Here is a 15232-nt window from a genome sequence, read left to right as displayed (position 1 = left end):
GCGCCCACATTGGGCATGCTGCCAAGGTGGGAGTCCACAGTGCGGGTGGAGGGGTGTCGTGGCGAGCTTTCAGTGCTCCTCGTGCGGCCGGGAGATCAAACCGGCCGCCAGCTGCCCGCACTGCGGTGCGCACCAGCCACAGTGGGTCGAGCACCTGGCGGAGATCGAGCGCTCCATCGCGGAGATGAAGGCCCGCGAGGCCGCCATCGCCAGCGAGCAGCGGCAGATCGCCGCCAAGATGCAGGCCGCGCTCTTCCAGCGGGACATCCTCGCCCACGCCGGTGAGGAACGTCTCAAGCAGGCCACCCGCCCCCGTCGGGTGCTGCGCCGCAGGCCGGGCCGCCGGCCGCCCACGGCCGCCACCGGCGCCCCGCCCCGGGTCCCCCGGCAGGGCACCCCGGCCGCCCCCGAGGACCCGCCGCCGCCCCCGACGTCGACCGCCACCTGGCTCGACGCCGACGACCCGGAGCACCCCCCGGAGGCGTCCTCCCGCGAGGTGCAGAACATCCCCCTCGGGCTCGGCGCGCTGCTGCTCGGGGTCGCCGCCGTGGTCTTCGCCGCGGTGGCCACCAGCTCGATGGACGCGCTGGCCCGGCTGGGCATCCTGCTGCTCGCGACCGTGCTGATGCTGCTCGCCCCGCCGGTGCTGGCCCGGCGCGGGCTCACCTCGACCGCCGAGACCATCTCCGCAGTCGGCCTGCTCCTGGTGCCGCTCGCCGGGTACGCGCTGTGGGCGGTGGACCGGATCGGCAACGGCGGCGCCTCGGGCGCGATCTTCGCCGGCGTCATCTTCGCCGTCACCGCCGGCGTCTCCTTCGGCTACGCGGGCTGGACGGGGCTGCGCGCGCCTCGGTTCGCCACGGTGCTGGCCGCGCAGCCGGTGCTGCCGCTGCTGGCGTCCGACCGGATCACCGGCCCGGCCGGCTGGGCGCTCGTGCTGACCGCGGTGGCCCTGCTCGACCTCTGGCTGGCGCGGTCCGCGGTCACCGTGGAGCGGCCGGTCCGGCGGGACCTGCCCGGGCCCTCGGCGACACCTGCCGGGTCCCCGGCCACGCCCCGGCAGCGCCGCGCCGACAGCCGGCCGGAGGGGGCGCCCGAGGAGGTCGGCGAGGTGGTCGACGGCGGGCTGCCGGCGCACGAACGGGTGCCGGCCGCCCGCCCGGTGCCGTGGCTGCGCGAGCTGACCTGGGTGCTGCACGGGGTGGCGGTCGCCCTCGCCCTCGCGTACGCCGTCTCCGCCCTGCTCCGCGCGGGCACCGTGCCGGTCGCCACCGGGGCCGGCGTGGTGCTGCTGCTGGCCGCCGCGGTGGGGCTGGCCGGGACGCTGGTGCTGCGCCGGCCGCCGCTGCCCGACCTCGGCGCCGGGATCTTCACCCTCGCCGTGATCGGCGCGCTGAGCCGGATCGCCTCGGTGGCGTTCCCCGGGCGGGCGCTGCTGCTGATCGCGGCGGTCATCACGCTGACCGGGCTGGCCGTGCGGGCGGTGCCGGAGGCGGCCCGCCGCGGGCCGCAGCTCGCCTCGGCGGTGGCGCTCACGGTCAGTGGGGTGGTGGTCGCCGGGGGCGCCCTGCGCGCCGGGGTCGCCCCCGTCCGGGCCGCGCTGCCGGCCTGGGCGGCCGACCTGGACCGCTACCCGGCCGAGCTGTCGGCGGCCGTCGGACCGGCAGCCTGGCAGCTCGCCGCGAGCGCCTTCCTGCTGACCGTCGCCGCGGTGCTGGCCCTGCCGCCCGAGATCCGCCGGGAGTTCGCCGTGGTCGGCGCGGCGCTGACCGCGCTCGCCGTACCGGCGTCGTTCGGTCTCGGCTGGGCGGTGGCGCCCTGGCCGATGGTGCTGACGGCGGTCGGCATCGGGGTGGTCGGGCTCTCCGCCCGCACCGAACGCGCGGCGCTGGCGCACGCGGCGACCGCCGCCGGCGTCGGCCTGTTCGGCGCGGGCGCGGGACTGGCCCGGCCGGCGCTGACCACCGCGGTCCTGCTCACCCTGTTCGCCGCCGGGGTCCTGGTCGCCGTGGCGCCCCGGATGCGGCTCGCCCCGGCGGCGGCCGACACCGTCTCGGCCTGGGCGGCCGGGGGCGCGGCGTTCGCGCTGCCGGGCGCGGTGGCCGCCTTCGTCGCCGCGACCGTGCCGGTCGACCCGACGCCCACCCCGGCGAGCCTGCGCGAGGTCACCGTCCCGGTGCTCGCGGCCAGCTTCCTGGCGGTCTGCGTCACCCTCGGGCACGCCGCCATCGTGCAGGTCTCCCAGCGTCGCATCCCGACGCCGCTGGCGGTGGGTACCGCCCTCGGCGCGGTCACGGTCACCGCCGCCGCCTTCGGGGCCCCGGGCGCCACCGCCGCCGACGCCTGGGTCGGCGGCCTGCTGCTCGTCGCCGCCGCGATGGTGGTGTTCGCTGGCCCCATCGACGCCGGCCGGCGCTCCGACCTCACCCTGGACGGCTCCGACCTGGCCGCCGCGGCGGTGACCGCCGCCCTGATCGCCACCCTGGCCCGGATCGCGGCCGTGCTCGCCCCCGGCGGGCAGCTCGCCGTCGCCGCCGCGCTGGTGCTGGTGGTGGCCGTGGCCGCCCGGGCCATGCCGGAGGAGTGGCGACGGGGGCCGATCGTCGGCCTCGCCGTCGGCGGCGTGCTGATCGGGCTGCTGGCCGGCTGGAGCGCGCTGCGGGGCGGCCTGGGGGTGCTCGCCACCCCGGGCCCGATCTGGGCCGGTGACCTGACCGGTTGGCCGGCCGGGCCGACAGGTGGGTCGACGTGGCAGGCCCCGGTCGCGCTGGCCCTGCTCGGCGTCGCCGCCGCCGTCCTGCTGCCGCCACCGTGGAAGTACGACGTGTCGGGCGCGGCGGCCGTGCTCGCCACGATCGGCGCGCCGGCCGCGTTCGACCTGCCGTGGTGGTCGCCCGTCCTGGTCGGCGGCATGGTCGCCACGGTCTTCGGGGCAGCCGCCGTGGCCGCGGTCGCCCCCCGCGCCGGCCTGTCCCGGGCGGTCGTGGCCGGTGTCGTCGCCCTGCACGCCGCCGGGGCGGGACTGGTCCGGCCGTGGACCACCGCGCTGGCGCTTGGCAGCATCGCGCTGATCGGCATCGTGGTGGCGGCGCTGGCCCGGTCGCTGGCCGTGCCGCTGGTGGAGGACATCGAGACCGAGGGGATGCCGCCGCACCTCGCCCAGATCGGGGGCGCCGCAGCCGGTGCCGCGCTGCTCGCGTTCCCGGGCGCCGTCGCGGCGCTTGCGGCCGAGTTCGGGCGCGCGCCGGAGGTGCTGCTCACCGCCGCGTTGGCCGCGTCGAGCCTGGGCCTGGCGGCAGTGGCCGCCGTCCGGCGACGGATCCCGCAGTACCTGCCCTGGGCGAGCGCGGCGGTGGTCGGCGGCGCCACGGTGAGCGCCCTGGCCGCCGTCCCCGCCGGCATGCCCGTCGGCGTCTACGCGGCCGCGGCGGCCCTGCTCGGGGTGCTCGCCGAGCTGGTGCGGGGCGCGACGGAACCGCCGGTCGGCGCGGCCCAGCCGGTCCGGCGCTGGTCGGTGCTGCTCGACGGCGCGCTGCGGCGACTGCCGGACGACGGCACGCGGCGCCGCTGGCGGGTCAGCCCCGCCGCCGGTGCGCTCGCCGCCGCCGCGCTGCCCACCGCCCTGGCGCTGGTGTCGATCGCGCCGTCCCTGGTCGTCGCCCTGGTCGACCCGCACCGCAGTCTCGGCCGGGTCTGGCAGGGGCCGCCGCCGGAGCTGCTCACCCCGCCCCCCGACGCGGTCGACGCGACCCACGTGCTGACCGCGCTGCTGCTCACCGCGACCGCCGCGCTGGCCGCCACCGGCTTCAGCGGCGGGCGACGCTCCCGGGCCGTGCCGGTGGTGCTGCCCGGCGCCGCCGTCACCCTGCTGATCACCCCGGTCTCGCTCGGCAACGGCTGGCCGGCGAGCACCCTGGCGGCGCTGTCCGTGTTCACCATCTCGATGCTGGGCCTGGCGCTCACCCCGCCCCCGCCGCTGGCCGAGCGGGCCCGCTCGCTGCGGCTGGCCCGGGTGCTCGTCTTCGCCATCGGCCTGGCCGCCGGAAGCGCGGGCCTGGTCGGCGGCCTGGCGACGCGGGAGCTGACCCTGTTCACCCTGGGCGGCGCGGTCGGCGTCGGCGCGGTGGCCGCGATCTTCGGCACCACCCAGCGGGCGCGCATCCTCGGCTGGCTGTTCGCCTCGCTGATGGCACAGCTCTTCGTGCTCACCGCCGGCCTGGTGGCCGGCCTCGCGGCCGTCTGGTCCGCGTTCGGCGTACTGGCGGTCGGCGCGGCCCTCCAGGTGTTCGCCGCGACCCTGCCCCGGCTGCGTCGCCCCGAGGCCCAGCGGGAGGCGGCCACCGTCGAGTGGAGTGGGTACGCCGCCGCCCTGATCGCCCTGGCGTTGGCGTTCGACTCGCCCCGGCACATCGCGGCGCTGCTGGCCGCCTGGGGTGCGGTGCTGGGCGTGGCGGCGACCCGACCGGGCCGCCGGCCGGTGGAGCGGCGCATCCTGTTCTGGGCGGTGGTGGTCTGCGAGATCGCCGCCTGGTGGATCCTGATGCGGGTGGCCGACGTGGCGCTGCCGGAGGCCTACACGCTGCCCTTCGCGGCACTCGCCCTGCTCGTCGGCGTGCTGGAGTTGCGGCACCGGCCCGACCTGAGCAGCTGGGTCGCGTACGGGCCCGCGCTGGTCGCCGCGTTCGTGCCGACCCTGGCGATCGTGCTGGCCACCGACTCCAGCACGCTGCGCCAGGTGCTGCTGCTGCTCGGCGCCGTGGCCGTCCTCGTCTTCGGGTCGATGAGCCAGCAGCAGGCGCCGGTGATCGTGGGCGCCGCCGTGACGGCGATCGCGGCGGTGCACGCCCTGTTCAGCCTGGGCCCGTGGCTGGCCCTGATCCCCGTCGGCATCCTGCTGCTGGCGCTCGGTGCGAGCAACGAACGCCGGCGCCGGGCCCAGGAACGCCTCCAGACGGCCCTGCGCGGCATGCGATGAGATCGGCGGGGGTCCGTCCCCCGCGATCAGTTGCCACTGCTGATTGGCCCCGTCGAGAGGCCGGCCGTTGGATCACCGACCCGGAGAACACGTAGCGTGATTTCTCGGCTCGACCGGGCACTTGCCCCGTCTTCCCTTTGCTCTGCACCCATCGATGCAACAGTCACCGTGCGTGACGAATGCTTGAGGCGTCAACCACCGCGACTTTGCGAAAACCCCAGCTCAGGACGCTGGTGCACGGAGGCATGCAGAGCAAAGGGGCGGAGGAGGAGTTGACTCCCCGAGCCGTCACCGTAACCCTGCGCAACCTCGGCGTCCGTCACCCATAGTAACGAGTCCCAGGGTCCGGCCGGCGCGGAGACGTCAGGCGAGAGAGGCGCGCAGGGCCGCGTCCTTTTCGGCGACCAACTGCTCCAGGTCGGCCTGGTAGGCCGACATCCGGTCGAGCAGGGAACGGTCGGCGGCGGCCAGGATGCGGACGGCGAGCAGCCCGGCGTTGCGGGCGTTGCCGATCGACACGGTGGCCACCGGCACGCCGGCCGGCATCTGCACGATGGAGAGCAGCGAGTCCATCCCGTCGAGGTGCTTCAACGGCACCGGGACGCCGATCACGGGCAGCGGGGTGACCGAGGCGACCATCCCGGGCAGGGCGGCGGCGCCACCCGCCCCGGCGATGATGACCTTCAGGCCCCGGTCGGCTGCGGCGCGCCCGTAGTCGATCATCTTGATCGGGGTACGGTGCGCCGAGACGACCTCGACCTCGTACGGCACCTCGAACTCGTCCAGCACCTCGGCGGCGGCCTTCATCGTCGGCCAGTCCGAGTCGCTGCCCATGATCAGTCCAACGGTGCTCACGCGTGCCTGCCTCTCACTCGCGACTGCGGGGCCCGCAAGCTCACGCCCGCCCCTCCCGCAACCAGCGGGCGGCTCGCGCGGCCCGCGTCCGTACGTCGTCCAGGTCGTCCCCGAGCACCGTGACGTGCCCGATCTTGCGGCCGGGCCGCACCTGCTTGCCGTAGAGGTGCACCTTGGCACCCGGCTCGGCCGCGAAGAGGTGGTGCAGCCGCTCGTCGATCGACATCCCGCCCGGCTCGCCACCGAGGACGTTCGCCATCACCACCACGGGAGCGGTCAGCGAGGTGTCGCCCATCGGGTAGTCGAGCACCGCCCGCAGGTGCTGCTCGAACTGCGACGTGCGTGCGCCCTCGATGGTCCAGTGCCCCGAGTTGTGCGGCCGCATCGCCAGCTCGTTCACCACGATCCGGCTGCCCCCGGGCGCGGCCCGGTCGGCGACCTCGAACAGCTCCACGGCGAGCAGGCCGACCACGCCGAGCGCGGTGGCCAGGTCGATGGCGAGCTGCTGGGCGGCGACCGCCAGCTCCTCCGGCAGGCCCGGTGCGGGGGCGAGCACCTCGACGCAGATGCCGTCGCGCTGCACCGTCTCGACCACCGGGTACGCGGCGACCTGCCCGAACGGCGAGCGCGCCACCTGCACGGCCAGCTCCCGGCGCAGCGGCACCCGCTCCTCGACGATCAGCCGGGTGCCACCGGCCAGCAGGGTCGTGGCCAGCTCCTCGGCCTGCGCCGCGTCGTCGACCATCCAGACGCCCCGGCCGTCGTACCCGCCGCAGGCCGCCTTGAGCACCACCGGCCAGCCGATCTCGTCGCCGAACGCCACCAGGTCGGCGGGCTCGGCGACGGGTCGCCACGCCGGGTTCGGCGCGCCCAGCTCGCCGAGCCGCTCCCGCATGACCCGCTTGTCCTGGGCGTGCAGCAGCGCGTCGGCCGGCGGGAAGAGCTTCACGCCCTCGGCGGCCAGCGTGCGGATGTGCTCGGTGGGGACGTGCTCGTGGTCGAAGGTGACCACGTCGCAGGCCTTGGCGAAGGTGCGCAGCGCGGCGAGGTCGGTGTGATCGCCGTACTGGACGTCGGCGGCGACCAGCGCGGCGCCGTCGTCGGGGGCCAGCGCGAGCACGCGCAGCGACTGGCCGAGGGCGATCGCGGACTGGTGGGTCATCCGGGCCAGCTGGCCGCCGCCCACCATGCCGACAACGGGCAGACCGGTACGGGAATCCATAGCGGCGCCAGCCTATCGGGACGCCCCGCCACCTGCGCCGCCGGATGGCGCATCGAACACCCACCCCCGCTGCTGAAAGGATCATGGCATGACGATTCGCAGTCTGCTCCGTGGCCTGCCGGTGCTCGCGCACGACATGCCGTCGTTCGATCCTGCCGCCGCCCCGGCCGAGCCGCTGCCCCTCTTCGTCGAGTGGATGGCCGGTGCGATCGACACGGGCGTCGACGAGCCGCACGCGATGACCGTTTCCACCGTCGACGCCGACGGCATGCCGGACGCCCGGGTGCTGATCCTGAAGGACCTCGACGAGGCCGGCTGGCACTTCGCCACCAGTTCGGTCAGCGCCAAGGGCCGCCAGCTCGCCGAGAACCCCCGGACCGCGCTCAGCTTCCACTGGCGCGAGCAGGGCCGCCAGGTCCGGGTGCGGGGAATCGCCGCCCCGGCGGACCCCGACGTCTCCCGGGCCGACTTCCTGGCACGGCCCGAAGGGTCACGGATGGCCGGACTGGCCGGCCGGCAGAGCGACGTGCTCACCGACCGCGCCGAGTTGGACCGCGAGCTGGCCCGGATCCGGAAGCGGCTGGCCACCGACCCCGATCTGGTCGCCAAGACGCACACCGTCTACGCGGTCGCGCCGCACCTCGTCGAGTTCTGGCAGGCGGACGCGCAGCGCCGGCACGTCCGGCTGCGCTACCGCCGCACCGGCACGGGCTGGGAACGCGAGCAACTCTGGCCGTGAGCACCGGCACGGACCGGAGGCACCCCCGCACCCAAGCGGCAGCCTGAGCGACGGCCGGAAGCCTCAGGGCCGGGTGAGAGCGTTAGCGCCGGCCGAGCTGGGCGACCAGGTCGTCCACCGTCGTCACCGGGCGCTCGCAGACGAAACCCCGGCAGGCGTACGCGGTGGGCCGCCCGTCGACCATCGGCCGGTCGGCGAGCAGCGGCACCCCGGGCTGGCCCGGGCGGCCCGCCACGATCACCGCGCCGGGCGGGGCATGCCGGTGTGCCGCCGCGACCAGTGGGTCCCCGGTCGGCTCGTCGGTGACCACCGCGATCTCGTACGGCCCGGAGAGCAGCGCCTCGCCGACGGTGGCCGCGTAGCCGGTGAACCGGGCGTGCCGGCCGACGATGGGCGCCACGGTCGACAGGGCGGCCTCGGCGGCCTCCCGGTAGCGGGTCTCCCCGGTCAGCGCCGCGTACGCGACCAGCGCCGCGACTATCGCCGAGCGCCCGGACGGGGTGGCGTTGTCGGTGGGGTCGGCCGGTCGGCTGACCAGCCGTTCGGCATCGTCGGCGGTGTCGTAGAAGGCGCCGCCCGGCGCGGCGAACCGCTCCAGCGCGACGTCGAGCAGTCCACCCGCCAGTTCCAGCCAGCGCCCCTCGCCGGTGAGCTGGTGCAGGGCGCAGAACGCCTCGGCCACGCAGCCGTGGTCCTCCAGCACCCCGGCCGGCTCGCCGACGACGCCACCGCGCGAGACACGGCGCAGCCGCCCGGCCACGATGTGGCGGTCGGCCAGCACCTCGCCGATCCGGACCGCCGCGGCGGCGGTGACGGGATCCCCGGTGAGCGCGGCGTGCTCGACCAGCGCGGTGACCGCGAGCCCGTTCCAGGCGGCGACCACCTTGTCGTCGCGGGCCGGTTGGGGTCGGCCGTCGCGGACCTCGCGCAGCCGGGCCCGGATCCGCTCCCACCGGGCGGCCACCTCGGGGGCGACGTCGTCGACGTCCCGGGCCAGCCGCAGCACGCTCGTGCCGTGCTCGAACGTGCCCTCGTCGGTGACCGCGAACAGGTCGGCGGCGAAGCGGCCGTCGTCCTCCCCCAGCACCTCGACGAGCTGGGCCGGCGTCCAGGAGTAGGTGAGCCCCTCGACGCCCTCGGTGTCGGCGTCGAGGGCGGAGGCCAGGCCGCCCTCGGGGGTGCCCAGGTCGTCGATCATGAACGCGGCGGTCTCGGCGGCGACCCGGGCGGCGAGGGAATCGCCGGTCAGGCGCCAGAGCTGGGTGTACGCCCGCAGCAGCAGCGCGTTGTCGTAGAGCATCTTCTCGAAGTGCGGCACGGTCCAGTGCCCGTCGACGGAGTAGCGGGCGAAGCCGCCGGCCAGCTGGTCGTAGATGCCGCCCCGGGCCATCGCCTCGCAGGTGTGCCGGGCGATCTCCAGGCTGCGCGGCGAGCCGGTGCGCTGGTGGTGCCGCAGCAGGAAGAGCAGGTTCATGTGCGGCGGGAACTTCGGCGCACCGCCGAAACCGCCGTTCACCTCGTCGTACTCCTTGGCGAGCTGGTCGGCCGCGGCGTCGAGCAGCGCGGCGTCCAGCGGCGCGGTGGGCCCGCCCACCGCCTGCGCGCCGCCGATCGCCTCGACCACGGCGGCGCCCTGCTGGACGACGGCGTCGCGCTGGTCCCGCCAGGCCGCGGCGACCGACTGGAGCAGCCGGACGAAGTTCGCCCGGGGGAAGTAGGTGCCGCAGAAGAACGGGGTGCCGTCGGGCGTGGCGAAGACGGTCATCGGCCACCCGCCCTGCCCGGTCATCGCCTGGGTGGCGGTCATGTAGACGGCGTCGACGTCGGGGCGTTCCTCGCGGTCCACCTTGACGCAGACGAAGTCGTCGTTCATGAGCGCGCCGACCTGCTCGTTCTCGAACGACTCGTGGGCCATCACGTGGCACCAGTGGCAGGCGGCGTAGCCGACCGAGATGAGCACCGGCACGTCCCGGCGTTTCGCCTCGGCGAACGCCTCGTCGCACCACGGCCACCAGTCGACCGGGTTGTCGGCGTGCTGGAGCAGGTACGGGCTCGTGGCGTCAGCGAGTCGGTTCACCCGACGACCATAACCACCCGGTGACGCGCCCGCCCGCGCTCCGACGTGGACCGGCCGTGCGGCGGGTGGGGTCAGGAGGCGCCGTCGGCGCGCAGCGGGAAGACGTTGGGGCGGGCCTCGTCGAGCAGGGTGCCGAGGACCGCGCCGATCTTGTCGGCCGGCATCGGCTTGAAGAAGTGGTAGCCCTGGGCGGCCGTGCAGCCCAGCTCGGCCAGCGCGAGGCGTTGCTCGGCGGTCTCCACGCCCTCGGCGACCACCCGTAGCCCCAGCTCGTGGGCGAGGCCGACGGTGGTCCGTACGATCGCCGCCGCCTCCGGGGAGTCGGCCATCCGGATCACGAAGGAACGGTCCACCTTGAGCTCGTCCACCGCGATCCGGGTGAGGAACGTCAGCGAGGAGAAGCCCGTGCCGAAGTCGTCGACGGCGAGCTGCACGCCCATCGACCGCAGGGTGGCGAGCACCTCGTCGATGACCTCCAGCTCGCTCATCACCACAGTCTCGGTGATCTCCAGGACCAGCCGGTCCGGCGGCACCTGGTGCCGGCGCAGGGCGTCGGCGATCTCGGTGGGCAGGCGGGGGTCGAGCAGGCTGCGCGCCGACAGGTTGACCGAGATCGGCACGTCGAGCCCGTCGCGGGCCCAGCCGGCGGCGACGGCGAGCGCCTTGTCCAGCACGTAGCGGGTGAAGGTGCCGAGCTGCTCGCTGTTCTCCACCGGGCGGATGAAGTCGTGCGGCCCGAGCCAGCCCCGGCGCGGGTGCCGCCAGCGGATCAGGGCCTCCACCCCCGTCGGGGCGCCGGTGGTCAGGTCGACCGCCGGCTGCAACGCCAGCACGAGCTGGTCGTCGGTCTTCAGCGCCTCGCGCAGCTCCGCCAGCAGGGCCAGCTGGTCGGTGCTGGCGGCGTCCCGGGCGGAGTCGTACGCGGCGACGCTGCCGCCGCCCTCCTTGGCCTGGTACATGGCGATGTCGGCCCGGCGCAGCAGCTCGGTCAGGTCGGCGGTGCCGGCGTCGGCGACCACCACCCCGACGGAGACCTCGACGGACATCCGCACCCCGGCCACCTCGGTCGGCGCGGCGAGCCGCTCGGCGATCTCGCGGGCCTGCCGCAGCGCGTACGCCATGGGGGCGGCCCGGTCGCCGATCACCGGGACCGACGTCAGCAGCAACGCGAACTCGTCGCCGCCGAGGCGGGCGAGCAGGTCCCCGGGGCGGGCAAGGGCGCCCAGCCGGTTGGCGGTCAACCGCAGCAGCTGGTCGCCGGCCGCATGCCCGAGGGTGTCGTTGACCTCCTTGAACTGGTCGATGTCGAGCAGCAGCAGCGCCACCGGGTGGTCGTGGGCGAGCTGGCGCAGCGCCTGGTCGCCCTTGCTGAGCAGGGCCGACCGGTTCACCAGCCCGGTGAGCTGGTCGTGCACCGCCTCGTACGACGAGCGGGCGGTGACCAGGCGCAGCTCGCGGTGGGTCGCGGCGTCGTGCAGCGCGGCGGCGAGCGCGTCGCCGAACGCGGCCACGGCGTCGCGTTCCCGGGCGTTGGGTGGCGCGCAGCGCGGGAACCGGACCCGCAGCTCGCCCACCCGGGAGGCCCCCACGGAGAGGGTACGCACCAGCTCGTGGTCCTCCGGCTCGGTCCGGCCGGGCGGTGCGACCTCCCGGTCGACCAGCTGGCCGCCCGGGTCGCCCCGGTAGCGCCGCCACCGGCCGTCGCCCCGGGCCACGTCGACGTCGACGAGTTCGGCGTTGAACAGGGTCAGCGCGCCCGTCACGGCGGCCGTGGCGACGCCCCGCTCGTCGAGCTGGTTGAGCGCGGCGGTGGCCTCGGCGAAGGCCCGCCAGGTGCGCCGCTCCTGGTCGGCGCGGAGCCGGTGCCGGTAGGTCTGCTGGAGCAGCCAGAGCGCCGGCGGGAGCAGCAGCAGCCAGCGCGCGTCGAGTTCCAGCAGTGCCACCACGACCAGGCCGACGGCCACGTTGCCGACGAACATCAGCAGCTTGCCCCGCAGCGCGGCGAGCAGCGGCGGCGCCACGGGGATGCCGTGCCGCAGCGCCAGGGTGGCGCCGCCGAGCCAGGCGGTGGCGAGAAGGTAGGCGACCGAGCCCGCGAGCACGGCCAGGGCGAGCGCCGGGGTCGGCGTCGCCAGCAGCGGCTCGCCGAGCACGGTGGTGACGGAGACGGCCAGGGCGGTGGCGGCGGTCAGCGACGCCGTGATCCGGACGACCTCCAGCACCGGCCGCCGGTCGCCGAGCAGCGACATGGCCGACCAGGCGAGCGCGGCGCCGAGGAGCGCGGCGGAGGGGAGCCAGCCGGTGGGCGTCAGGTAAAGGCAGATGATCAGCGCGGCTTCGCCCCAGGTGATGCTCACCATCCCGGCGGCGGTGCGGAAGCGCAGCCGGGCCAACTGGGCGACGGCGAACACGGCGACGGCGAGGCCGAAGCGGGCCGGCCCGCCGAGCGGGTCGTCGGCGGGAAGGTGGGTCGGGGCGGTCCACCCCAGCCCGGCGGCGACCAGCGCGGTCAGCGCGACGGCAGCGGTGAGCAGGAGCAGCCGCGCGGGGGTGCCGCGGGCTTCGACCCGGTCGGTCGACTCGCCGGCCCTGCCGGAGGTCACCGGGCCGCTCCGCCTGCGGGCCGCTCGCCGGTACGACGGGCGACCGGTGGTGTGGTGGTCATCGGCGCCCCCTCCCGCGCACGGCTCGGGAACTCTTGGTCCCCCCGGCGAGAGGCTAAGGCAAACCCGGTGGCCGCAACAGGGGGCGACGACCGGGTTCGACGTGAATCATGGGCGGACTAGCCGTTGCGACGCTGCTGACGCCCGGTGGGAGCGGCGGAGGATGAATCCTGCGTCAGCGCACCTTCTGTCGGATCGACGACTGCCGCGTCCGCCTGGTCGGGGGTCGCCGGCGGGCCCTGCTGGGGGAACCGGTCGGGCAGCCGACGCAGCCGGGAGTTCATGTTGCGGATCAGCAGGACGGTGGCGGTGGCCAGAACGAGGATGAGGAAGAGGCCCATCGGCCCGGCCAGGCCACCCGTGCGGGTGTCCCCGAAGTTGTTCTGGGCGAGCACCTCTGCGGCGGTCAGCATGGCGTTCCTCCGGTGTGCGGTTGGTGACCAGGGTAGCCCCGGCCCGGATCAGCGGGCATGGGCCGTCTCGCGCACCCCGGCGAAGAGGTCCGACTCGGGCAGCGGGCTGTCGACCAGCGAGCGCACCAGCTCGAAGTCCTCCGTCGGCCACGCCCGCCGCTGCATCTCCATCGGCACCTGGAACCAGAAGCCGTCCGGGTCGATCTGGGTGGCGTGGGCGCGCAGCGCGTCGTCGCGGACCGGGAAGTAGTCGGCGCACTCGACCCGGGTCGTGATCCGGGGGCCCTTGTCGGTGCGGTCCTCCCAGCGCTTGATCCACTCCTCGTAGGGCGACGTCAGGCCGGCGGCGAGCAGCGTCTCGTGCAGCGCCATGATCTTGCCCCGGGAGAAGCCGATGTCGTAGTAGAGCTTGAGCGGCTGCCACGGCTCGCCCAGCTCCGGATAGCGCTCCGGGTCGCCGGCGGCCTCGAACGCGGCCACGCTGACCTTGTGGGTCATGATGTGGTCGGGGTGCGGGTAGCCGCCCTCCTCGTCGTACGTCGTCACGACGTGCGGACGGAACTGGCGCATCAGCCGCACCAGCGGGCCGGCGGCCACCTCGACGTCCTGGAGGGCGAAGCAGCCCTCGGGCAGCGGCGGGAGCGGGTCGCCCTCGGGCAGGCCGGAGTCGACGAAGCCGAGCCACGCCTGCTCGACGCCGAGGATCGCCCGCGCGGCGTCCATCTCCGCCCGGCGGACGTCGGCGATGTTGGCCCAGACGTCCGGTCGGTCCATCTTCGGGTTCAACACGCTGCCGCGCTCGCCGCCGGTGCACGTGACCACCAGGACGTCCACGCCCTCGGCGACGTACTTCGCCATGGTCGCGGCGCCCTTGCTCGACTCGTCGTCGGGGTGTGCGTGGACGGCCATCAGTCGCAGTTGCTCTGCCAACGTCGGCGCTCCTCGTCTCTGGCCCCGGCGGACCCCCCGCGGGACCGCCCGGCTGACCTGCCGGAATCTTCCCCCCGCGCCGGGACCTGCCGGTGCCGACCTGTCATATTTGACGACGTGACGGGCTGGGAAGATGGAACCCTGCCATTCTTGCCGATGCCCCCGACAACGACGCCAGGAGATACCCGCCGGTGACCGAGACGCACGCCACACTTCCGCCGGGCGCGCCGGCCTTCCCGCCCGGTCGGTACGGCCGCCGCCGGGAGCCCGGGCGGCGCCGGCCGCTGCTGGTGGCGCTGCTGGTGGTCGCCCTGGTCGCGGTCATGACCCTGGTCGCGGTGCGGCTCTACCGGCAGTACGGCGACCCGAACTACGACGCCGAGGTGATCACCTACACGGGGATCACCGACAGCCAGGTGCTTGTCGACTTCCGGGTCACCGTGCCGAAGGGCGGCTCGGCGGTCTGCCTGCTGCGCGCCCGGGACCGCGACGGCGCCGAGGTGGGCCGGGAAGAGGTGACGGTGACCGCCCGGCCCGACCAGCGGCAGGTGACCGCGCAGCACCGGCTGGCCACCACCGCCCGCCCCTTCGTCGGCGAGGTGCTGCGCTGCCGGCCCGCGGGCTGAGCGGCCGCGGCGCGGGCTCGGGCGCGCGGCCCGGACAGCCTCGGCGGCCCGGGCACCGGGGGTACCGCCGGTGTTCGAGCGCGCCCTGTGTCGTACCGCACTGGTAACTTGGAAGTTCACCTGTCAGCCAGCACGCACGAACGAGGAGAACGCCTGTGTCCACTGGCAACGAGGCGCCCGCCACCTGGCTGTCCCAGGACGCGTTCGACCGGCTCCAGGGCGAGCTCGACGAGCTGATCGCCAACCGGCCGGTCATCGCCGCCGAGATCAACGCCCGCCGCGAGGAGGGCGACCTGCGGGAGAACGGTGGCTACCACGCCGCCCGCGAGGAGCAGGGCAAGGCCGAGGGGCGCATCCTCTACCTCAAGGAGCTGCTCCGCACCGCCAAGGTGGGCGGGGCGCAGGCCGCCGACGCGGTGTCGCCCGGCATGGTCGTGACGATCTACTTCGACGATGACAAGGACGACACCGAGACCTTCCTGCTCGGCTCCCGGGAGATCGCGTCGACCACCGAGCTGACGGTCTACAGCCCGGAGTCGGCGCTGGGCCAGGCGATCCTGGGCGGCCGGGCCGGCCAGACCTGCACCTACACCGCCCCCAGCGGGGCCGACATCAAGGTGACCGTGGTCAGCTTCGAGCCGTTCTCCGGCTGAGCCCCCGCCGCCGGGCCGGGGCGGCCCGGGCTGGCGACACGGCCGCCCGAGCGCCGATCCGGCCGGGCGACGACGAGCG

General features: G+C 75.2%; 10 protein-coding genes. 4 read left to right on the top strand and 6 right to left on the bottom strand.

The annotated features are described in order from the left end of the window. The first annotated feature begins 58 nt into the window (after positions 1–58). Positions 59–4975 (top strand): permease, encoded by a 4917-nt coding sequence (locus tag ABZ573_RS04615; RefSeq protein WP_358115554.1) that lies wholly within the window; start codon positions 59–61, stop codon positions 4973–4975. 363 nt (positions 4976–5338) lie between these two features. Here the strand turns inward: ABZ573_RS04615 and purE are convergent, their stop codons facing one another. Continuing rightward, positions 5339–5830 carry a 5-(carboxyamino)imidazole ribonucleotide mutase gene (gene purE / locus ABZ573_RS04610; protein ID WP_358115551.1) on the bottom strand — a complete coding sequence of 164 codons (492 nt, stop codon included), beginning with the start codon at positions 5828–5830 and terminating at the stop codon, positions 5339–5341. Positions 5831–5870: 40 nt separating this feature from the next. Further along, entirely contained in the window at positions 5871–7052 is a 1182-nt protein-coding gene (locus ABZ573_RS04605) for a 5-(carboxyamino)imidazole ribonucleotide synthase (RefSeq protein WP_358115548.1), read from the bottom strand. An 88-nt stretch (positions 7053–7140) separates the two neighbouring features. Here ABZ573_RS04605 and ABZ573_RS04600 point away from each other — a divergent pair, with 88 nt between their 5' ends. Then, positions 7141–7791 (top strand): pyridoxal 5'-phosphate synthase, encoded by a 651-nt coding sequence (locus tag ABZ573_RS04600; protein ID WP_358115545.1) that lies wholly within the window; start codon positions 7141–7143, stop codon positions 7789–7791. 82 nt (positions 7792–7873) lie between these two features. Here the strand turns inward: ABZ573_RS04600 and ABZ573_RS04595 are convergent, their stop codons facing one another. The 4 genes from ABZ573_RS04595 to mca form a co-directional block, all read right to left on the bottom strand. After that, positions 7874–9868 carry a thioredoxin domain-containing protein gene (locus ABZ573_RS04595; protein WP_358115542.1) on the bottom strand — a complete coding sequence of 665 codons (1995 nt, stop codon included), beginning with the start codon at positions 9866–9868 and terminating at the stop codon, positions 7874–7876. A 71-nt stretch (positions 9869–9939) separates the two neighbouring features. Next, on the bottom strand, positions 9940–12408 hold the full coding sequence (locus tag ABZ573_RS04590; protein WP_327031151.1) for a bifunctional diguanylate cyclase/phosphodiesterase: 2469 nt from the start codon (positions 12406–12408) through the stop codon (positions 9940–9942). A 242-nt stretch (positions 12409–12650) separates the two neighbouring features. Further along, positions 12651–12944, bottom strand: coding sequence for a hypothetical protein (locus ABZ573_RS04585; RefSeq protein WP_151454219.1), 294 nt, complete (start codon positions 12942–12944; stop codon positions 12651–12653). Positions 12945–12992: 48 nt separating this feature from the next. Next, a complete protein-coding gene (mca, locus tag ABZ573_RS04580; protein WP_151454220.1) occupies positions 12993–13874 on the bottom strand; it encodes a mycothiol conjugate amidase Mca in 882 nt (293 codons plus the stop codon). Positions 13875–14065: 191 nt separating this feature from the next. On the opposite strand from mca, the gene ABZ573_RS04575 reads away from it, so the two are divergent. Together ABZ573_RS04575 and greA are read left to right on the top strand one after the other, a co-directional pair. After that, positions 14066–14500, top strand: coding sequence for a DUF4307 domain-containing protein (locus ABZ573_RS04575; protein ID WP_151454221.1), 435 nt, complete (start codon positions 14066–14068; stop codon positions 14498–14500). Between the two features lie 155 nt (positions 14501–14655). Beyond that, positions 14656–15153, top strand: a complete 498-nt coding sequence (gene greA, locus ABZ573_RS04570; RefSeq protein ID WP_132233490.1) for a transcription elongation factor GreA — start codon at positions 14656–14658, stop codon at positions 15151–15153. The last annotated feature ends 79 nt before the right edge of the window (positions 15154–15232 follow it).

The organism is Micromonospora sp. NPDC007220 (assembly GCF_040634035.1).
Taxonomy (GTDB): domain Bacteria; phylum Actinomycetota; class Actinomycetes; order Mycobacteriales; family Micromonosporaceae; genus Micromonospora; species Micromonospora reichwaldensis.
The sequence above is the reverse complement of the archived record's forward strand: the minus strand, read 5'-3'. Positions and strand labels throughout refer to the sequence as shown.

Bases quoted from the DNA above. Each gene is read 5' to 3' on its own strand.
- ABZ573_RS04605 (WP_358115548.1), bottom strand. From the start codon at position 7,052: ATGGATTCCCGTACCGGTCTGCCCGTTGTCGGCATGGTGGGCGGCGGC.
- ABZ573_RS04600 (WP_358115545.1), top strand. From the start codon at position 7,141: ATGACGATTCGCAGTCTGCTCCGTGGCCTGCCGGTGCTCGCGCACGAC.
- ABZ573_RS04585 (WP_151454219.1), bottom strand. From the start codon at position 12,944: ATGCTGACCGCCGCAGAGGTGCTCGCCCAGAACAACTTCGGGGACACC.